The sequence below is a fragment of the Mesorhizobium sp. B2-8-3 genome (assembly GCF_006440815.1).
Lineage (GTDB): Bacteria > Pseudomonadota > Alphaproteobacteria > Rhizobiales > Rhizobiaceae > Mesorhizobium.
This window is the reverse complement of sequence record NZ_VFTW01000009.1, coordinates 200,699-221,101: the sequence shown is the minus strand read 5'-3', so window position 1 is coordinate 221,101 and position 20,403 is coordinate 200,699. Positions and strand designations below refer to the sequence as shown.

Here is a 20,403-nt window from a genome sequence, read left to right as displayed (position 1 = left end):
CCCTATGACTGCCTCAGCCCCGGCCTGATGGACTATATCGCCACCTGGACCGCCAAGAAGTCGGGCGCCTTGGCGGCATAGTCCGCATTGCCACGTCGGGGGGCGTGGCGATCGCGCCGAAAATCTCCGGGTTGCGGCCGACGAGGCCGCATCCCTTGACAGTGCCCCAAAGCGCCTGAATTTGCCACTCATCCTGGCGCCGCCGTCGATTTCCCGATGGTCGAGAGCGCCTTCGATCGGGCGAGCGTCCCCACCGCAAGAATCTCTTTGGTCAGCAAGCCGTCCACGGTCATTGGCGCATCTGCCGGCGCCATCGGAACCGCGGTCGCCTGGCGCCGTCAATTCAAGCGCGTCAACCATGCAGGGTCCGCTGCTTCGGTTTCGGCGAAGCAAAGGACAGAAAAAGACTTCTTTTTGCGATCCGGCCCGGATGCTCTCTTGCGGGACCTAGAACAAGGCCCGCCTGGGAGGGCGACGCATAACAAGAGAGCGGCTGCCGAAACGACAGCCTGGCATACGCCACTCGAACGAGGTCGATGCCGGTAACAGCCATAGGGGAACCACGACAATGAAGACATTTCGAAATTGCCTGATGACCGCGGTCAGCGCGGGCCTGCTGGGCCTGGGGCTTGCCGCTCCCGCCAACGCCGGCGCCATTCGCCTCGGCATGACCACCTGGGTGGGCTACGGGCCGCTGTTCCTTGCCCGCGACCTTGGCTACTTCAAGGAAGCCGGCGTCGATGTCGACCTGAAAGTCATCGAAGAATCAGCGCTTTACATGGCGGCGGTGGCTGGCGGCGATCTCGACGGCGCCGCCTCCACCGTCGACGAGCTGATGAAGTACCGCTCTGACGAACTCTGCTTCAAATACGTGGTGGCGCTTGACGACAGCCATGGCGGCGACGGTGTCGTCACGCAGGCCGACGTCAAATCGCTCAAGGATTTGAAAGGCCAGCCCGTCGCCTTGAACGAGGGCTCTGTTTCCGAATTCTGGTTCAACGTGCTCCTGAAAAAGGAAGGCATGACCGAGGACGATGTCAGTGTCACCAACATGACCGCCGACGATGCGGCGACCGCCTTCATCGCCGGCCAGGTTCCCGCCGCCGTGACCTGGGAGCCGCACCTCACCGAAGTCCGCAAGGGCGGAAAGGGCAAGGTGCTGATCGATTCCACGACCACGCCTGGCCTGATCGTCGATGTGATCGCGCTCAAATGCGACCTGATCGAGAAGCACCCCGAGGATGTGAAGGCCCTCATCAAGGGCTATTACAAAGCGGTCGACTACATCAAGACCAACCCGGAAAAGGCCTATGAGATCATGGCCAAGGGCATTGGCGGCTATCTCGAGAAGCCCGAGGATTTCGCGGCCGGCGCCCAGGGCGTGCGCTACTATGACCGCGCCCGCAACCTGGAATTCTTCGGCACGCCGCAGAAGAGCGAAGCGTCCGACCTGGTGAACTTCGCGCAGGACATCTGGGGCAAGGCCGGCAAGCTCAAGATGACGATCGACTCGAAGACCATCCTCGACACCGATTTCATCAAGGAACAGTGAGCCTTCGGGATAGCCGGGATCGGCCCGCCCGGGCCGATCCCGGTTTCTCGAACGCCTGAGCTTCGCGCCTGGGTCGGTTCACCGTTTCACCGAAACGGCGAACCTTTCTATCTCTTGTTTTGACGTAATTCCGAACGGAAAACCGCCCTCACTTTTCCTGGAATTGCTCTAAAATCAACGGAGGCCATCTTATGGCACAAAGGCGGACGGCGTGGACACGCCTGACGACCCCATTCGCCAACATCTCCGCCAGCACGGCAACGACACTCGCGCTGGCGATGTGGGTGGTCGTTATCGGCGGTTGGGCGTTGCTGTCCTATGGCCGCGTCGTGCCGAACATGTTCCTGCCGACGCCTGGAACCGTGCTGCAGACGACCTATCGCATGTCGCTGGACGGCAGCCTTTTCTACCACACGCTCACCAGCGCCAAGGTGGTCATCCTGGGCTTCATCGTGTCCTCGGTGATCGCGGTGCCGCTGGGACTGTGGATGGGGACCTACCGGGCGGTGCAGGCACCGCTGGAGCCGCTGGTCAATTTCATCCGCTACCTGCCGGTGACCTCCTTCGTGCCGCTGTTCATCCTTTGGATCGGCATCGGCATCGAGCAGCGCATCGCGGTCATCTTCTTCGGCACCTTCTTCCAGCAGCTCGTGATGATCTCCGACTGCGCGCGCGGCGTGTCCAGGGATCTGGTCAACGCCTCCTACACTCTGGGCACCAAGCGCTCGGAGGCGGTGTGGCACGTCATTTTCCCTGCCGCGCTTCCCTCGATACTCGACACGCTTCGCGTCACCATGGGCTGGGCCTGGACATATCTCGTCGTGGCGGAGCTCGTCGCGGCATCGAGCGGCCTCGGCTATATCAGCCTCAAGGCGATGCGCGGCTTCCAGGTCGATGTGATCTTCATGGCGATCGCCGCGATCGGGCTTCTCGGCCTGATCACCGACACGGCATTCCGCATTCTCCGGGCAAGGGTCGCGCCATGGGCACCTTGATGTTGAACGCATCCTCGCAAACCGCAGCCGGATCAAGGGTAGTGATGACCGAAACCGTCAAGGCGAACATTCCGGCCGGCACGGCCCATGCGGCCGGCGATCCGCATTCGACCGGCACCACGATGGCCATCGAGGACGTGACGCTGCGCTATGGCGACGCCAACGGCGTGCTGGCGCTGGACGATGTGTCGCTGAAGGTGGCCAAGAACGAATTCTGCGTCATCGTCGGCCCTTCGGGATGCGGCAAATCCAGCCTGCTTTATCTCGCCGCCGGCCTCAATGACGCGACCTCGGGCACCATCAAGGTGGACGGCAGGGAAGTGATCGAACCCGGCCCCGACAGAGGGATGGTGTTCCAGAGCTACACCCTGTTTCCCTGGCTCACGGTGCGCGCCAACATCGAATATGGACCCAAGCGCAAGGGCCTGCCGGGGGAGCAGCGCAAGCAGATCGTCGACCAGTATCTCAACGAGGTCGGCCTCGCGCCCTTTGCCGACCACTATCCCGCGCAGCTGTCCGGCGGCATGAAGCAGCGCGTGGCGATCGCCCGCGCGCTCGCCAATGATCCGGCCGTCCTCTTGATGGACGAGCCGTTCGGCGCGCTCGACAGCCAGACGCGCGGCACCATGCAGAAGCTGCTTTTGCGCGTCTGGGAGCGGCAGCAGAAAACGGTGCTGTTCGTCACCCACGACATCGATGAGGCGCTGGTGCTTGGCGATCGCGTTCTGGTGATGACGGCCAGGCCCGGCAAGATCAAGGCCGAGATCAAGGTCGACATCCCGCGGCCGCGCTCGATGGACGTGATCCTCGAACCCGACTTCATCGCGCTCAAGCGCCGCATCCTCGGCCTCCTGCACGACGAGATCGACGAGGATCACTAAACCAATCTCGTCGCGGCAGGATTTCACCGTTCATTTCCGTGAAATCAGCGCAGCCGCTGGGGATTGACCAAAGCCTCTCAGCTTCGTCATCCACGGGCGGAGCGGACGCGGAGACCCGAGGATCCATTCCGTAACCTTGGCCGAGGCGCAGCGGAGCAGAATTCTTCACCGCGGCGGCGCCTCGGCGTCACGGAATAGATTCTAGGGTCTGCGCGCGTCGCTCCGCCCCTTGCTCCGCCCTAGAATGACGCTGTTTGGGGGACAAGCCAATTCCAGACGTTTGCGATGGTTCACCGAAACAGCGGCGACCTATTTGCCGAGGATCATCTCCGAAGCCTTCTGCCCGATCATCATGCTTGGCGCATTGGTGTTGCCGCCGATCAGCTTCGGCATGACCGAGGCATCGGCGATCCGGAGCCCGTCCACGCCGCGCACCTTGAGCGTCGCCGGATCGACGACAGTCATATCGTCGGTTCCCATCTTGCAGGTTCCGACGGGGTGATAAACCGTCAGCGCCTCGGCGCGCAGATAGGCGAGGATCTCGTCGTCGCTGCGGACATCCTTGCCCGGCAGCATCTCCTTGCCGCGCACCGCGTCGAACTCGGGCGAGGCAAAAATCTGGCGCGCGATCTTGATGCCTTCGACCAGCACCATTGCGTCGTCTTCATGCGTGAAGAAGCGGTGGTCGATCAGGACGTCGCGGCGGGAACTGTCGCGCGACAATTTGATCTCGCCCACGCTTTTCGGCCGGAGCACGCAGGTGTGAATGGCGTAGCCGTGGCCGTATTCGATCAGCCTGCCGCGATGGCTGCGATAGCCGGGCACGAAGTGGAACTGGATGTCGGGAAGGCCGTTCGCGAGCCTGGTCTTCGCGAAGCCGCCGGCTTCGACATAGTTGGTAGTGAGCATGCCCTTGCGGCGCGCGAAATACTGGAAGGGCGCCGCCGCGATACGCGGCAGGTTGGCGATCGACAAGCCGAGCGTCCTGGTGCTCCTGGAGCGCACCGTGATCATGCCGTCGACATGGTCCTGCAGGTTCTTGCCGACACCCGGCAGATCAAGAACCGGCGTGATGCCGATCTGCCGGAGCTCGGCTGCGGGGCCGATGCCGGACGCCATCAGGATCTTGGGCGAATTGATGGCGCCGGCCGAGAGCACGATCTCGCGGTTTGCGGAGAGCGTCTTCTGCTGGCCCTCGTGCCGCACGCGCATTGCCGTGGCGCGGCCTTCGGCAATGACGAGGTCGATCACCTCGCATTGGCTGAGCAGCGTCAGGTTCCTGCGGTCGAGCACTGGGCGCATGAAGGCACTGAAGCTGCTGAAGCGCTGACCCCTATCTTGCGTGACGTTGTAGATGCCGAGGCCGAACTGGCTTTCGGCATTGAAGTCCGCGTTGGCGGGCAGGCCGGCGTTCCTGCCGGCCTTGACGAACATGCTGGAAAGCACGTTCGGATGACGCGGATTGTCGACCAGCAATTCGCCGTCGTCGCCATGATAGCGCGGGTCCTGTCCGAGCAAATTGCGCTCCAGTTTCCTGAACACCGGCAGCACGTCGCGATAGGCCCAGCCGGCGCAGCCGAGTCCTGCCCATTCGTCATAGTCATCGGCCGCGCCGCGAATATAGACCATCGAGTTGATCGAGCTCGATCCACCCAGCGCCTTGCCGCGATTGACCGGAATGCGGCGGTTGTTGAGCTCAGGCTGCGGGACCCCGACGAAACAATAGTCGTAGGCCGGGTTGCCGTAGAGCGAGAGGATGCCCGCCGGCACCTTGACCCGCAGGCTGTTGTCGCTGCCGCCGGCCTCGATCAGGCACACTTTGACCGACGGATCGGCGCTCAGCCGATTGGCGACCACGCAACCGGCCGAACCCGCGCCGACGACGATGTAGTCAAATTCAGCCGCTTCCATCCAACCCCCAAGACGCGGCCTCAAGCCGCCGGTTCGTCCCAGACCGATCTGCCGCCGACGATCGTTTTCAGCACCTTGATGTCCGCGATTCTGTCCGGCTCGACCTGCAGCGGATCATCGGAAAGGACGATGAAGTCGGCGAGCTTTCCCGCCGCCAAACTGCCCTCGTCGTTTTCCCGGTGGCAGGCAAAGGCCGCCCCCAGCGTATAGGCATGAACCGCCTGCGCGACGCTGATCCTCTGCTCAGGGACCCAGCCGGCTTCCGGCTGGTGATCCCAGCTCTGGCGCAACACTGCATTGCGAATGCCGATGAGTGGATTGAGGTCGACGATGGGCCAATCGGTTCCGAACGCGACGGCGCCCGCGGCCTCGAGGATGGAGCGAACCGGAAAGGCCCGCGGAAGAGATCCGGAGCCGACACGCATTTCCCAAAGCCCTTCCATCCCGAGCCATTGGTCTCGTGGATAGATCATGGCGGGCTGGAAGCTGGCTATCGCTCCTATCTCGCCAAAACGCTCGATGTCGCGCGCGGTGGGTATTTCGCAATGCTCTACCCGCGGCCGGCGCTGCCGCGAGCGTTCCCCGTCCGCGGCATAGGCGTCGAGGGCCATTTCGATGGCGCCCGTCCCGATCGCGTGTGTCCAGACCTGAAATCCTTCCTGCTGCGCACGGCTGACGGCCGCGTTGTAGGCCGATACCTTCCAAAGGCATGTTCCGGTTTCGCCCGGTTTGTCGGCATAGCCCTGGGGCATGAAGCCGGTGTGGGATTCCAGCACGCCGTCCAGGAAGAATTTGATGACACGCCCATCGAGAAAGTCAGGGTCGAGGTCACCCCTCCATCCCGATACGCGCGCAATCACCTCGTCGAGGTTCGAATCCGGATTTGCAATGCTCGAAAGCGTGAACCGCAGGCTTAGCTCGCCATTCGCGAATATTTCAGCCAGCAAGGGGACCGCTTCGTCGTCCATCCCGGCGCTTTGAACCCGCGACAGTCCCAAACGGCTTGCTTCTTTGATGGCGGAGAGCAGCGCCGCTCGCATATCGGATTTCGAAGATTGGGGGACCAAAGTTTCAAACTGGGACCACGCTTTCTCCTTCAACCACCCGGTCGGCTCGCCGCTCGCGTCTCTCACGATCTTGCCACCTTCGGGGTCGGGCGTGTCCCGTGTGATGCCGGCAAGTTCCAGCGCCTTGCTGTTCACCCAGGCCGCGTGCGCCATGCCGGAGCGGAAGAAAACGGGGCGATCGGCAACAACCTGATCGAGAAGCGATTTGTGGAAGCCGCCTTCGGGGAGATCGGGGTAGCCGTAACTGAATTCGCTGCCCACGATCCATGCGCGGTCGGGATGGGTTTGCGAATAGGCCTTCAACCGGGCGAGGACGTCGCCAAAGGTGTTTGCCTCGCGCAACCGTACTTCATCGAGATATTTGCTCCCCCAGGCAAAATGGACATGGGAGTCGATGAAGGCCGGCATTGCGAACCGACCCTGGAGATCAATGATTTCGGCATTCGCGGAGGCCTGCGCCCTGACGGAGGACCAAGAGCCGACAGCAACGACGCGGTCGCCGCGAACCAGCATCGCCTCAGCGGTGGGATTCGCCGCATCGACCGTGTATAGCGCGCCGTTTGTATAAAGGGTCTCTCGCGCCATTTCACTCTCAGCGGTCGTCGCTCTGATGCGGGTGACGCAGGGAACCACCAAATCCAAGGCGCAAGAATTATTTTTTCCAGCACCCTTGCTTAGGGTCCGCCTAAGCTTTTCCCGATGTCCGGAGCCGGGAATTGGATGCCCCTCGGTGATCCCCTTCCAGCGTTTAGGGATAAGCTAAGCACTGACACATGAAATCATAATTTTCGCTCCGCCAGCCCGTCACTAAAAGCAAACCGGACCTCCATCGCAGCGGCGAAAGCCCTATCGAAAGAGACGTGGATATGTCGGTTGAGAAGGTAGACACGCTCGTCGTCGGTGGCGGCCAGGCCGGGGTGGCGATGAGCGAGCACCTGAGCAAATGCGGGGTGCCTCATCTTGTCCTCGAACGCGGCCGGATCGCCGAACGCTGGCGCTCGCAGCGGTGGGACTCCCTGGTCGCCAACGGTCCGGCCTGGCATGACCGGTTTCCGGGCATGGAGTTTCCCGTGACTGGCCCCGATGGCTTTCCTTCCAAGGAGGAGGTCGCCGACTATTTCGTCGCCTATGCAAAGCAGATCAACGCGCCGATTCGCTGTGGCGTGGAGGTCAAGCTCGTGCAGAGAAATGTCGGCCGTCCGGGATTTCGCGTCGAGACGTCGGATGGCGTGATCGAAGCCAACAGCATTGTTGCCGCGACCGGACCTTTCCAGGTCCCCGTCATCCCGCCCGTCGTTCCTGCGGATGCCGGCATCCTGCAAATCCACTCCAGCGCCTACCGCAACCCGGCGCAGCTGCCAAAGGGTGCGGTGCTGGTGGTCGGCGCGGGATCCTCAGGCGTGCAGATTGCCGACGAGCTGCAGCGCTCAGGCAGGCGCGTCTATCTCTCGGTCGGTCCGCACGATCGCCCGCCGCGCGCCTATCGCGGCCGCGACTTCTGCTGGTGGCTGGGCGTTCTCGGCAAATGGGACCTGGAGACCCCGGGACCCGGCACGGAACATGTCACGATCGCGGTCAGCGGCGCTCGCGGCGGCGAGACGATTGATTTCCGCCGCCTGGCCGCGCAGGGGCTTACGCTTGTCGGCATGACAAAGACATACCAGGACGGCGTGATGACTTTCGCGCCGGACCTTGCAAAGAACATTGCCCGCGGCGACGCCAATCTGATGTCGCTGCTGGACGAAGCCGATGCCTATGTTGCCCGCAACGGTCTCGACCTTCCGGAAGAACCCGCTTTGCGCAAGATCGACCCCGATCCGGACTGCGTGACCAATCCGATCCGCGAACTCGACCTGGCCGAGGCCGGGGTCGCGACGATCATCTGGGCAACGGGCTTTGCCGTCGATTACAGCTGGCTGAAGGTCGACGCTTTCGACGAGAAGGGCCGGCCAAGGCATCAGCGAGGCGTCTCGGTCGAGCCCGGGATCTACTTCCTGGGACTGCCCTGGCAGTCGCGAAGAGGGTCGAGCTTCATATGGGGCGTCTGGCACGATGCCAAGCATGTGGCCGACCGTATTTCGACGCAGCGCAAATATCTGGCCTATCACGCCGCCGCGACCCGCGAGCCCGTGGACGCCTGACCAAAGCTGCGAGCCCGACCCTTATGGAGACCAAGATGGCGCATACGCGAATTCGCAAATTCAATACCAAGGACACCTATCCCGAGCAGAAGCTCGACAATGATCTCTGCCAGGCGGTCGTCACGCGTGGCGGCCGGACCGTCTATCTGCGTGGGCAGTGCCCGCAGGACCTCGATACGGCGAAGAACATCGACAGCCACGATCCGGTCGAACAGACCCACAAGGTCATGCAGAACATCAGGCAGCTCATCGAGGAATGCGGCGGCACGATGGAGCATCTGGTGAAGGTGGTTATCTACATCACCGACGTCCGCCATCGCGAAGCCGTCTACCGGACGATGGGCGAGTACATCAAGGGCGTCCATCCGGTTTCCACCGGGCTGGTCGTGTCGGCCCTGGCGCGGCCGGAATGGCTGGTCGAGATCGACGGCACCGCCGTCATCCCGGACTGAACGCCATGACCTTCTCCATCGTCGCGCGTTGCAGGCGTACAGGCATGTTCGGCGTCGCGGTGTCATCGTCGTCTCCCGCGGTCGCGGCGCGTTGCGCCTACGCGCAGGCCGGCGTCGGCGCGGTCGCCAGCCAGAACGTCACCGACCCGACTCTCGGGCCACGGGCGCTTGAGTTGATGGCGCGCGGCGCCTCGGCCACGGAGGCCGTCGCCATCCTGAAGCGCACGGACGCTTTTATCGAATACCGGCAGATACTGGCTGTCGACGCCGCGGGGGTCAGCGCGATCCACTCCGGGCCGAAAGCGCTCGGCATCTGGGCCGAGGCGCGCGGCGAAGACGTGGCCTGCGGCGGCAACCTGCTTGCAAACGACGGCATCCCGCGCGCCATGGTCGACGCCTTCCTTGCCTCCGAAGGCGATCTCGGCGATCGGCTGATCGCCACGATGCGCGCCGCGCTCAAAGCAGGCGGCGAAGCGGGGCCTGTCCGCTCCGCCGGCATGAAGCTGGTGCGCGATGTTTCCTGGCCCGTCGCCGACCTGCGTTGTGACTGGACCGAGGACTGCCCGATCGAGCAGCTGGCGGGGCTGTGGGACATCTACAAGCCCCAGCTCGATGCCTACGTGACCCGCGCCCTCAACCCGTCCGGCGCGCCGAGCTATGGCGTTCCCGGTGACGAATAGCCCGACCAGTCTTCTGGAGCCAGCATGAGCGAACTCAGCCATAAGGAATGGATCGGCAAGGCGTCGGCGATCCGTTTTCGCGACAAAGCCTTCATCGACGGCAAGGCCGTGCCGGCCCGCTCCGGCCGAACCTTTGCCAGCATCAATCCGGCTACGGGAGCGACGCTCGCCGAGGTCGCTTCCTGCGGAGAAGAAGACATCGATCTGGCCGTCGCCGCGGCCCGGCGCAGCTTCGAGGCCGGTGTGTGGTCGCGAACGGGCCCCGCGCATCGCAAGCAGGTGCTGCTCAGGCTGGCGGAGCTGCTGCGCGAGAACCTGCCGGAGCTGGCGCTGCTGGAATCGCTGGATATGGGCAAGCTGGTCAAGGACGCGGCCACCATCGACGTGCCGGGCTCGGCGGCGATCTTCCAGTGGTATGCCGAAGCGATCGACAAGGTCTATGACGAGGTGGCGCCGACCGGCCATGGCGACTTGGCACTGGTGCGACGCGAGCCGCTTGGCGTCGTGGGTGCCGTGGTGCCGTGGAATTTCCCCCTCGACATGGCGACCTGGAAATGCGCGCCGGCGCTGGCGGCCGGCAATTCGGTGGTGCTGAAACCGGCCGAGCAATCGCCTTTCTCGGCGCTCAGGCTGGCGGAGCTCGCCATGCAGGCGGGCTTGCCCGCCGGTGTGCTCAATGTGGTGCCCGGCCTCGGCGAGACCGCCGGCCAGGCGCTTGGCCGCCATATGGACGTCGATTGCCTCGCCTTCACCGGGTCGACCGCCGTGGGCAAGCTGTTCCTGCAATATTCCGGCCAGTCGAACATGAAGCAGGTCTGGCTGGAGACCGGCGGCAAGAGCCCCAATCTGGTGTTCGCCGATTGCGCGGACCTCGACGCGGCGGCCGACATGGCCGCCTTCGGCATCTTCTTCAACCAGGGCCAGGTGTGCTCGGCCAATTCCCGGCTTCTGGTGGAGCGCGGCATCAAGGATGCGCTGGTCGAGAAGCTGGCCGAGCGTGCGGCGGCGACCCAGCCCGGCGACCCGCTCGATCCGGCATCCAGGATGGGGGCGATGGTCGACGCGCGGCACGCCGCGACAGTCATGCGCTTCATCGATGGCGGCAGGAAGTCGGCCCGGTTGGTTACGGGCGGCGGTCGGATCTCGGTCGACGGGCGCGGCAGCTTCGTGCAACCCACCATCTTCGACAATGTTGCGCCCGAGGATCCGCTTGCCCGCGACGAGATATTCGGTCCGGTGCTGTCTGTCATCGCTTTCGACACCGAAGACGAGGCGCTCCGGATTGCCAACGACAGCGTCTACGGGCTGGCGGCATCGCTTTGGACCGACAGCCTGTCGCGGGCACACCGCATCGCGGAAAAACTGCGCGTGGGCACGGTCTCCGTGAACACCGTCGACGCGCTGAGCCCGATGACGCCCTTCGGCGGCTTCAAGCAGTCCGGCTTCGGGCGCGACCTGTCGCTGCATGCGCTCGACAAATACACCGCGTTGAAGACCACCTGGATCAAGTACTGAGGACCGTGACCTTGATCACCGGGTGCAAACCGGCAACATAGGACCATGCCGCTCCGCTTCACACTCAGACAACTCGAGTACTTCGTCGCCGTCGGCGAGGCGGGTTCGATTGCCAAGGCGGCCGAGCAGGTCAATGTCTCGCCGCCCTCGATCTCGGCCTCGATCGCCCAGCTCGAAGCGGAGTTCGGCGTGCAGCTCTTCGTGCGCAAGCACTCGCACGCGCTGGCGCTGACGGCAGGCGGGCGCCTGTTCCTCAAGGAAGCCGCGCGGCTGCTCAACGACGCGGATGCGCTGCACGACATTGCCGGCGATATCGCCGAAAAGGTGCGCGGCCCGCTGGCGATCGGCTGCCTGCTGACCTTTGCGCAGATCGTGCTGCCGGCGCTGCGCCGGAAATTCGAGGACGCCTATCCGGATGTGCGCGTCAGGCAGTTCGAGCGCAACCAGGGGCAGTTGTTCGAGATGCTGCAGCGTGGCGAAATAGACGCAGCACTGACTTACGATCTCGAATTGTCGCAGGACATGACGTTCGAGCCGCTGATGCAGCTGCCGGCCTATGTCATGCTGCCGGCCGCGCATCGCCTGGCCGCGAGGGCGGGCATCACGCCCGAGGAACTGGTCGACGAGCCGATGGTGCTGCTCGATCTGCCCTATAGCCGCGAATACTTCCTTTCGGCGTTCCAGGGCCTGCGGCCCAGGATCGTCGAGCGCACTGGCGATATCGCCGTGATGCGTTCGATGGTGGCCAATGGCTTCGGCTACGGCATCGCCAATATGCGGCCGCTCAACACCATGTCGCCGGACGGCAAGCTGCTGGTCTTCGTGCCCTTGCTGGGCGACCTCCGGCCGCTGACCATGGGAATCGCGCTGCCGAACGCCGAGCACCGCACGCTGACGGTGCAGGCCTTCATCGACCACTGCCGCCGCTTCGTGGTCGAGCAGGGCGTCTTCGGCACCGAACGCATCGTCAAGTGAGCGATATCACGGCCAGCCGTCGGCGAGCCGTGACAGCAGCCTCTCCAGCATCTCGTCGCAACGCCGCAGCTGTTCGACGCTGACGAACTCGTCCGGCTTGTGCCCCTGCGCCATCGAGCCCGGTCCGCAGACGACGGCGGGCGTGCCGAGATCGCGGCTGAACAAGCCGCCTTCCGTGCCGAAAGCGACCTTCATGGTGCTATTGGCGCCGGTCAGCGATTTGACGAAGGCGACGGCTTCCGAAGCGGCCGGCGTGTCGAGACCCGGATAGGTGTTGGTGATCTCGATGTCGATCGCCGCTTCGGGCGCGATCGAAGCGGCGTCGGCGGCAATGCGCGCCGCAGCACTGCGCAGCCTGTCGAGAATGCCGGCGGCATCGTCGGCGGCGACGTTGCGGATCTCGAAATCGACCTGGCAAAGGTTGGGCACGATGTTGAGCGCCACGCCGGCATTGATCTTGCCGACATGCACGGTCGTGTAGGGAATGTCGTAGTCGCCGTCGCGAGCGCCGTCGCGGGCCAGCCGATCCTGTTCGTCGCGCAAGGCCCGCACGAAATCACAACCGAGATGGATGGCGTTGAGCGCCAGCGGGGCGAGCGCCGAATGGCCTTCACGTCCCTTGCAGAGAGCGCGCGCCGCAAGCTTGCCCTTGTGCCCGGTCGCCACCTGCATGCTGGTCGGCTCGCCGACGATGCACAGCAGCGGCCGTTGGGGCGCTGCACTCAGCATTTCGATCAGGTCGCGCACGCCGAGACATCCGACTTCCTCGTCGTAGGAGAGCGCCAGATGCAAGGGCGTGCGCAGCGCCATCTTCCGGGCCTTGAGACAGGCCGCGAGAGCCGAGGCCACGAAACCCTTCATGTCCGCCGCGCCGCGCCCGAAAAGCTTGCCGGCGCGCTCGGTCATCGCGAATGGCGGCAGGGTCCAGTTCTGGCCGTCGACGGGAACGACGTCGGTATGGCCGGACAGCATGATGCCGGGCTTGTCGGCCGGTCCAATGGTGGCAAAGAGATTGGCCTTGTGGCCGTCCGCGCTGTGGATGATCTGGCTGGCGATGCCGCTCGCTCCGAGCAGCTCCGCCGCATAGCCGATGAGGTCGAGGTTCGAGTCGCGGCTCACTGTCGGGAAGGCGATCAGCTTTTCGAGGATCCTGGTGCTGTCCATATCTCTTGTTCCGTTGCCGCAGCCGGCTGTTTACATCGCGCCATAGCGGTCCTGAAGTCGCATTTGGCTCAGCCCCGATTCATCGCAGGCTAATCCATTGCAAGGGCGATTAGGCGCGTCCTAATCCGCGCAGAAGAAATCCATAGTTTTCCCGCGCCGGCGCCAACTTATGAGTAGTCTCGGCAACTGCGGCAGCGCCAAGCCGACAGGAAGGAAGCACCATGCGCGACCCACGCTACGACATTCTGTTCGAGCCGATGAAGATCGGTCCGGTGACGGCCAAGAACCGTTTCTACCAGGTTCCCCATTGCAATGGCGGCGGCTATCGCGATCCTTCCGCCGCTGCCGAGATGCGCCGGATGAAATCCGAAGGTGGCTGGGGTGTCATCTTCACCGAGCAGACGGAGATGCACCACACCTCCGAGATCACGCCCTTCATCGAGCTCAGGCTCTGGGACGACGCCGATATTCCGGCCTTGGCCAAGATGGCCAAGGCGATGCACGAATATGGCGCGCTGGCCGGCGTCCAACTCGCCTATTCCGGCATCAACGGCCCCAATCTCTACACCAAGGAGGTCCCGCGCGGGCCGTCGGCCTTGCCGATCCGCACCTTCACCAACGATCCGGTGCAGGCGCGCGCGATGGACAGACAGGATATTCGCGACCTGCGCCGCTGGCACCGCAACGCCTTCAAGCGTGCGAAGCAGGCGGGCTTCGACCTGGTGTGCCTCTACGGCGCGCACGGCTTCGGCATCATCCAGCACTTCCTGTCCACCGCCACCAACCAGCGCAGCGACGAATATGGCGGCTCGCTGGAGAACCGCTCGCGGCTGATGCGCGAACTGATCGAGGAAGGGCGCGACGCGATCGGCGACACGTGCGGCCTGACGCTCAGGCTGTCGCTGGACGAGATGATCGGCGAGCTTGGCTTTGCCAATTCGGAAGTCCGCGACATGATCGAGATGCATGCCGAGCTGCCTGATCTCTGGGATCTCGCCCACGGCGCCTGGGAGGATTGCTCGGGACCGTCGCGCTTCAAGGTAGAGGCGGCGCAGGAAAGCCTCGTCTCCGGCATCAAGAAGCTGACCTCAAGGCCGGTCGTCGGCGTCGGCCGCTTCACCTCGCCGGATGTCATGGTCAGGATGATCAAGTCGGGCACGCTCGACTTCATCGGCTGCGCCCGCCCGTCGATCGCCGATCCCTTCCTGCCGAGGAAGGTCGAGCAAGGCCGCATCGAGGATATCCGCGAATGCATCGGCTGCAACATCTGCATCACCGGCGACATGACGATGTCGATCTCGCGCTGCACCCAGAACCCGACCTTCATGGAGGAATGGCGCAAGGGCTGGCATCCGGAGCGCATGCAGGCCAAGGGCGACAGCGACAGCGTGCTGATCGTCGGCGCCGGGCCCGCCGGGTTGGAGGCCGCCCGCGCGCTCGGCCTGCGCGGCTACCAGGTGGCCATTGCCGAAGCCGGCACCGAGCTCGGTGGCCGCGTGGCGCGCGAGTGCCTGCTGCCGGGCCTGTCGGCCTGGGGCCGGGTGCGCGACTACCGGCAGTACCAGCTCAGCCAGATGCCGAATGTCGACATCTATTTCGAGAGCCGGCTGTCGGCGGACGACATCCTGTCCTTCGGCTTCCAGAACGTAGCCATCGCCACCGGATCGACCTGGCGTCGCGACGGCGTGGCACGCGCCCATGTCGTGCCGATGCCGATCGACGCCGCAATGCCGGTCTACACGCCCGACGATCTGATGGGCGGCAAGGTGCCCTCCGGCAACGTCGTGCTGTTCGACGACGACCACTATTACATGGGCGGCGTGCTGGCCGAGCTGATGGCGCGCCAGGGCGCGAAAGTGACCCTGGTAACCCCTTCGGCCTATGTCTCGGACTGGACCCGCAACACGTTGGAGCAGGGGGCCATCCACCGCCGCCTGGCGGAGTTGGGGGTCGATATCGTCCTCAACAGGACCGTCACGAGCATCGTTTCGGGCGGCCTCGCGACGGCCTGCGTCTATACCGGCGCGAAAGTGGACATGGCCGCCGATGCCGTCGTCCTGGTGACGTCGCGCAATCAGGACGACGCCGTCTGGCACGCGCTGAAAGCCCGGGAAAACGAGTGGGCCAACAATGGCATCCGTTCCGTCAAGGTCATCGGCGATGCGGAAGCGCCGGGGCCGATCGCCTGGGCTACCTATGCCGGCCATCGCTTCGCCCGCGAGCTGGACGAAGCCGATATCGGTGACGCGCTGCCTTTCCGGCGTGAGGTGACGGCGCTGGCGGACGGCTAGCGCCGCTCAATTGGGACCCTTCGAGGCGATCGACCGGCGCGGTAGCGCTTTGCTAGATCCGCGCGGCTTCCGTCGGCAGATCGTGCCGAGGCTGAAATGGCTCTGGTCATCCAAGGAAATCCGATATCATCGGCTCCGTTTTGGGACTTCCTTGACCTTTGATATTATTATAATAGCTTCATATCGAAGGGTGATGATGACGGCGAGCAATGCGGTGTAACTTATCGGATCGGGTCGCCTTGGTTACCGGGGCGGCGGGCGCAATCGGAAGTGCCATCGCCAAACGGCTTTCGGATAACGGGGCCGCGGTTGTCGTCGCGGACATCGACATGGCAGGCGCCGAGCGCGTCGCGGCCGGACTGTGCAATGCGAGGGCCTGCGCGCTCGATATTCGCGACGGCCAATCGGTCGATGCCGCGATTGCCAGGGTTTGCGAGCAGTACGGACGGCTCGACATCCTGGTCAACAATGCCGGCGTCAATACCTTGGCGCACCGCGTCACCATAGACGAATTTCCTGCCGAGGAGTGGGATCGCATCACCGGCATCGACCTCGACGGCCTCTACATCATGAGCCGCGCCGCATTGGCGCCGATGCTTGCGGCCGGGAGGGGTGGACGTATCGTCAACATCGCTTCGGTCGTCGGCCTTGCCGCGATGCGCCTGCAAAGCCCGTTCGTCGCCGCCAAGGCCGCCATCGTGCATCTGACGCGGTCGATGGCGATCGAACTGGGCGCCAAGGGGATCCTTACCAATGCGGTCGCGCCCGGCTCGGTGATGACTGCGCTGACCGCCAAGCTGTTCTACGGCGACGACGGCAAGTTCGCCGGTCGCACCCAGGAGTTCCTCGCCCATGTGCCGCTCGGCCGGCCGGCGCAGCCGGGGGAGATCGCCGAGGCGGTGCTGTTCCTGGCTTCTCCGGCCGCCAGCTACATCAACGGCCAGGTGCTGGCCGTCGATGGCGGCTGGACCGCGGGATACATGATGTGAGCGCCGCCATGGAAATCGATCTTGCCGGCGCCACGATCGCGCTGGACGGCGAAACCAATGCGATCGTCGACGCGGTGCTCGCCGCATTGCGCGCCAATGGCGGTCGTATCGTCGAGGGCGTCCCGACGCGCGCCGCCGCCGATATCCTGCTGATCTCGTGTGCGCTACGCCCGGGAACGAAAGCCGAAGATCCGCGCTCCTGGTATGCCGACGCGCGCAAGGCCGCCATGGCGATGACCGAGCGCGGCGGCCGCATCGTCTTCCTGATCTCGGCGGTCGCCGGCATGCCGATGCGTCGCCATCCGCGCTTTTCCATGGAGAACGCGTCGATCCTTGCCGGGATGCGTGCCCTGGCCATGGAATTCGGGCCGAAAATCCTGGTCAATGCGGTTGGCTTCGGCGCGGTCGAGGACCACGCCTTCGTTTCGGGCGACAAGGCGATGCTCAGCCACACGCCGGTCGGCCGCGCCGGCAGCATCGAGGAAGCGGTCGTCGCGGTGCTGTTCTTCTGCGATCCGTTGAACAGCTACACCACCGGGCAGATGCTGGGCGTCGACGGCGGCTGGGCGGCGGGCTATGGGCGCAACTTCTGAGGCGCTGACACTGAGGGCAGGGGCGCTGGATGTCGAACTGGCACCGGCAATCGGCGGCAGCGTCAGCGCGATGCGCTGGCGCGGCGTTGATCTCATGCGCCGGCTTTCGGATGACGATCGCGATGCGGGCAACGTGCTGGGCGTCGCCATGTTCCCGATGGTGCCCTACGCCAACCGCATCGCCGGGAACGAATTCGACTTCGGGGCAAGGCGCTGGCGGGTTCTGCCCAACAATCCGCCTGAGACATTCAACGTGCATGGCAGCGGCTGGAAACAGCCGTGGACCGTCACCGGAAGCGGTGCCGCCGCGGCCACGCTGGTGCTTGAGGTCGCCGCCGGCGCGGAACCCTATTCCTATCGCGCCGAGCAGGCCTTCGTCGTCTCGGAGGAGGGTCTCGGCGTGACCATGACGCTGACCAACACCGGGCCGGTTCCCATGCCGTTCGGCTTTGGCCTGCATCCCTGGTTCGATCGAGATCGCGGCGTGACGCTGCAATTCAGCGCCGGGCGCTTCCATCTCGAAGAGCCCGAAGGCATTTCGGGCGATCCGATCACGCTGCCGCCCGAACTGGATTTCGCGAAGGGCGGGCCGCTGCCCGACGGTTGGCGCAACAATGACTACGGCGGCTGGACCGGCGAAGCGATCATCCGCTTTCCGTCGCGCGGCGCCGGATTGCGGATCGCCGCCGATCCCGTCTTCAAGCATCTGATGCTCTATGCCAACCCGACCAAGCCCTATTTCTGCCTGGAACCGCAGACGAATGCCTCAGGCGCTTTCGGCCGTGGCCGATGGAGCGATCCGGATGAAGGCGTGATCGTGCTTGGGCGCGGCGAAAGCGCGGCGGGCGCAGTCTCGTTCATGCCGTTCGCGCTTCCACCCGGGGCAGCTTAGAGCAGCCGGGCCAGGAGACCGCCATCCACCTGCATAGCGCTGCCGGTGACGAAGGACGAGGCGTCCGAGATCAGGAAGCCGATGGCGCTGGCGATCTCGGAGGGGTTGGCGATGCGGGCGATCCTGTTGGGTTCGAAAGAGAGGCCCAGCGCTTCCGCGCCGCCGGCCGCCTCCAGCCCGTCCAGTGTCATTCGGGTGGCGACCGAGCCGACAAGCACCGCGTTGACGCGGATGCGGTCGACGGCATAGTCGAGCGCCATCTGTCGCGACAATCCAACGACCGCCGCCTTTGTCGCCGCATAGGCTGGCACGCCGGGAACCGTGGCATCGGCGTGCACCGAGGCGATGTTGACGATCGAGCCGCCGCCAGCCGCGCGCAGCAGCGGCAAGGTCGCGCGGCAGACACGGAAGATGGCGGTCAGGTTGACGGCAATGGTCCTGTCCCAGTCTTCGTCGGAAAGCTCCTCGAGCCGCTTGCCGGTCGGATAGATGCCGGCGCAGTTGACAACGGCGTCAAGCCCGCCGAACCGCTCCGTCGCCTCCGCCACGGCCGCTCGCACCTCGATTTCGCGGGCGAGATCCGTCTTGCGAAAGATCAATTTGTCGCCGGCGTAACGGCCGGCAAGCGCCTTGCCCTCCTCGGCATCCAGCCCGGCGCCGAACACGGCCGCGCCCTGAGCGACGAGATGCTCGGCCGTCGCCCTGCCGATGCCGGTGGCCGCGCCGGTAACCAGAACGCGTTTGCCGGCGAACATCATGGCAATACCTGCACCTGCGAAGCGTGGCGTTCTGCTTGCGCCGTGGTCACCGAACGCAGCACGCGATCCTCGCCGCCTTCGCCGCGCCTGAATTCGTCGACGATGCTGCCATCGGCAACGACGAGGCAACGGTCGCAAAGACCGATCAGCTCCTCGAGCTCGGAGGCCACGATCAGCAGGCCCACGCCCTTTTCGGCAAGATCGACCACGAGCCGGTAGATTTCGTGCCGGGTTGCCGCGTCGACGCCCTTGGTCGGCTCGTCGAGCAGCAGCACTTTCGGTGCGCGCATCAGCACGCGGGCGAACAGAAGTTTTTGCTGGTTGCCGCCCGAAAGATGGCTGACCGAAGCCTGCGGCGACGATGCCTTGACGTTGAGCGCGCGCATGGCGGCCAGGATGGAGCTTCGTTCAAGCCCGCCGCGCACGACGCCGCGCCGCGACAAGGGGGCGAGATTGCCGATGGTGATGTTGGCGCCGACCGGCAGATTGAACAGCAGGCCGTCGCGCTTGCGGTCCTCGGTCAGAAGCGCAATGCCGGCGGCACGGGCGTCGCCTGGCGATCTGATCGGCAGGGACTCGCCGGCGACGCGGATTTCGCCCGTGGCCGGGACGCGGCCGTAGATGCCGTGCAGTATCTCGCTGCGGCCGGAGCCAAGCAGGCCTGCAAGCCCGACGATCTCGCCAGCGGCCACCGACAGATTGATGTCCTTGGCGCCGTGGACGGCGCCGCTGTGGCCGGCGACGGTCAGATCGCGAACCTCCAGCGCGGTTGGGGCTCCGGCAGGGGCCGCATGCTCGGGAAACAGCCGCTGCAATCGTTGTCCCGACATCGAGAAGATGAAGGTCTCGGCGTCGAAATCCTCCCTCGCGATGCGCACCGCCACCTGTCCGTCGCGCAGCACCGTGGCGCGGTCACAGATGGCCAGCACTTCCGGCAGCCGATGGGTGATGTAGATCATCGCCACACCTTGCGCCTTGAGGCGTCGCAGCACGCTGAAGAGCGCATCGACCTCGGTGCCGGAAAGCGAGGCGGTCGGCTCGTCCAGCATGAGCACGCGCGGCTTCATGACGATGGCGCGGGCAATCATCACCAGATGTCGCTGCGCCGAAGTCAGCGATGCGACATAGGCCCTGGGATCGATGCCGATGCCAAGCTCGGCAAAAATCTCGCCCGCCTTCTGTTCCAGTTTCCGCTGGTGGACCATGAAGCCGTCGCCCAGCCCCGTGCGGCCGGCAAAGACATTCTCGGCGACCGAGAGCTGCTCGAGCACTTCGATCTCCTGCGGCACATAGCCGACACCGTTCGACCGCGCGTCGGCGGGCGAAGCGAAGCTGACGGGCCTGCCGTCGAGCTTGATGGTGCCAGCATAAGAGCCGGCCGGATGCACGCCGTTGAGGATCTTGACGAGCGTCGACTTGCCGGCGCCGTTCTGGCCAAGCAGAGCGTGAATCTCGCCCGGAATCACGTCGAAATCCACGCCGCGCAGCGCCTGCACGCCGCCGAAGCTCTTGGCGATTGCGGTGGCCGACAATAGCGGTTCTTGGGC

General features: G+C 64.6%; 17 protein-coding genes and 1 pseudogene. 13 read left to right on the top strand and 5 right to left on the bottom strand.

Annotation, left to right across the window (positions count from 1 at the left end; all coding sequences use genetic code 11):
• The 4 genes and pseudogenes from FJ418_RS16505 to FJ418_RS16490 all read left to right on the top strand — a co-directional run.
• Window positions 1-81, top strand: a pseudogene (locus FJ418_RS16505) (aldehyde-activating protein); the annotation flags it as partial.
• Between the two features lie 487 nt (window positions 82-568).
• Window positions 569-1,552, top strand: coding sequence for an ABC transporter substrate-binding protein (locus FJ418_RS16500; protein ID WP_140651196.1), 984 nt, complete (start codon window positions 569-571; stop codon window positions 1,550-1,552).
• Between the two features lie 191 nt (window positions 1,553-1,743).
• Entirely contained in the window at window positions 1,744-2,547 is an 804-nt protein-coding gene (locus tag FJ418_RS16495; protein WP_140867306.1) for an ABC transporter permease, read from the top strand.
• Window positions 2,548-2,669: 122 nt separating this feature from the next.
• Window positions 2,670-3,428 carry an ABC transporter ATP-binding protein gene (locus FJ418_RS16490; protein ID WP_210243151.1) on the top strand — a complete coding sequence of 253 codons (759 nt, stop codon included), beginning with the start codon at window positions 2,670-2,672 and terminating at the stop codon, window positions 3,426-3,428.
• 309 nt (window positions 3,429-3,737) lie between these two features.
• On the opposite strand, the gene FJ418_RS16485 is transcribed toward FJ418_RS16490, so the two are convergent.
• Entirely contained in the window at window positions 3,738-5,339 is a 1,602-nt protein-coding gene (locus tag FJ418_RS16485) for a GMC family oxidoreductase N-terminal domain-containing protein (RefSeq protein WP_140867300.1), read from the bottom strand.
• Between the two features lie 20 nt (window positions 5,340-5,359).
• Window positions 5,360-6,991, bottom strand: a complete 1,632-nt coding sequence (locus tag FJ418_RS16480; protein ID WP_140867297.1) for an amidohydrolase — start codon at window positions 6,989-6,991, stop codon at window positions 5,360-5,362.
• A gap of 281 nt (window positions 6,992-7,272) precedes the next feature.
• On the opposite strand from FJ418_RS16480, the gene FJ418_RS16475 reads away from it, so the two are divergent.
• From FJ418_RS16475 to FJ418_RS16455, 5 genes are read left to right on the top strand one after another with little or no spacing between them, the layout of a single operon-like run.
• Window positions 7,273-8,547 (top strand): NAD(P)/FAD-dependent oxidoreductase, encoded by a 1,275-nt coding sequence (locus FJ418_RS16475; protein ID WP_140651205.1) that lies wholly within the window; start codon window positions 7,273-7,275, stop codon window positions 8,545-8,547.
• A 35-nt stretch (window positions 8,548-8,582) separates the two neighbouring features.
• Entirely contained in the window at window positions 8,583-8,999 is a 417-nt protein-coding gene (locus FJ418_RS16470; RefSeq protein WP_140640275.1) for a RidA family protein, read from the top strand.
• 5 nt (window positions 9,000-9,004) lie between these two features.
• Entirely contained in the window at window positions 9,005-9,679 is a 675-nt protein-coding gene (locus FJ418_RS16465; RefSeq protein WP_140651206.1) for a DUF1028 domain-containing protein, read from the top strand.
• A 24-nt stretch (window positions 9,680-9,703) separates the two neighbouring features.
• Window positions 9,704-11,194: an aldehyde dehydrogenase gene (locus tag FJ418_RS16460; RefSeq protein ID WP_140651208.1), complete on the top strand. Its 1,491-nt coding sequence runs from the start codon at window positions 9,704-9,706 to the stop codon at window positions 11,192-11,194.
• 45 nt (window positions 11,195-11,239) lie between these two features.
• Window positions 11,240-12,169 (top strand): LysR family transcriptional regulator, encoded by a 930-nt coding sequence (locus FJ418_RS16455; protein ID WP_140651210.1) that lies wholly within the window; start codon window positions 11,240-11,242, stop codon window positions 12,167-12,169.
• Window positions 12,170-12,175: 6 nt separating this feature from the next.
• Here FJ418_RS16455 and argE read toward each other — a convergent pair whose 3' ends face one another.
• A complete protein-coding gene (gene argE, locus FJ418_RS16450; RefSeq protein ID WP_140867294.1) occupies window positions 12,176-13,333 on the bottom strand; it encodes an acetylornithine deacetylase in 1,158 nt (385 codons plus the stop codon).
• Window positions 13,334-13,554: 221 nt separating this feature from the next.
• Between argE and FJ418_RS16445 the strand changes: the two genes are divergently transcribed.
• From FJ418_RS16445 to FJ418_RS16430, 4 genes are all read left to right on the top strand, one after another.
• The gene (locus FJ418_RS16445; protein ID WP_140867291.1) at window positions 13,555-15,624 is read left to right on the top strand and encodes an NAD(P)-binding protein; all 2,070 of its coding nucleotides are present in this window, start codon (window positions 13,555-13,557) and stop codon (window positions 15,622-15,624) included.
• Window positions 15,625-15,833: 209 nt separating this feature from the next.
• Window positions 15,834-16,613 (top strand): SDR family NAD(P)-dependent oxidoreductase, encoded by a 780-nt coding sequence (locus tag FJ418_RS16440; RefSeq protein WP_140855938.1) that lies wholly within the window; start codon window positions 15,834-15,836, stop codon window positions 16,611-16,613.
• On the top strand, window positions 16,610-17,206 hold the full coding sequence (locus tag FJ418_RS16435) for an SDR family oxidoreductase (protein ID WP_246680718.1): 597 nt from the start codon (window positions 16,610-16,612) through the stop codon (window positions 17,204-17,206). Before FJ418_RS16440 ends, FJ418_RS16435 begins: the two co-directional genes overlap by 4 nt.
• Window positions 17,190-18,098 carry an aldose 1-epimerase gene (locus tag FJ418_RS16430; protein ID WP_140855936.1) on the top strand — a complete coding sequence of 303 codons (909 nt, stop codon included), beginning with the start codon at window positions 17,190-17,192 and terminating at the stop codon, window positions 18,096-18,098. Before FJ418_RS16435 ends, FJ418_RS16430 begins: the two co-directional genes overlap by 17 nt.
• On the opposite strand, the gene FJ418_RS16425 is transcribed toward FJ418_RS16430, so the two are convergent.
• Window positions 18,095-18,856 carry an SDR family NAD(P)-dependent oxidoreductase gene (locus FJ418_RS16425; protein ID WP_140855934.1) on the bottom strand — a complete coding sequence of 254 codons (762 nt, stop codon included), beginning with the start codon at window positions 18,854-18,856 and terminating at the stop codon, window positions 18,095-18,097. The two genes, FJ418_RS16430 and FJ418_RS16425, sit on opposite strands and share 4 nt — an antisense overlap.
• The gene (locus tag FJ418_RS16420) at window positions 18,853-20,388 is read right to left on the bottom strand and encodes a sugar ABC transporter ATP-binding protein (RefSeq protein ID WP_246683067.1); all 1,536 of its coding nucleotides are present in this window, start codon (window positions 20,386-20,388) and stop codon (window positions 18,853-18,855) included. Before FJ418_RS16420 ends, FJ418_RS16425 begins: the two co-directional genes overlap by 4 nt.
• Between the last annotated feature and the right edge of the window lie 15 nt (window positions 20,389-20,403).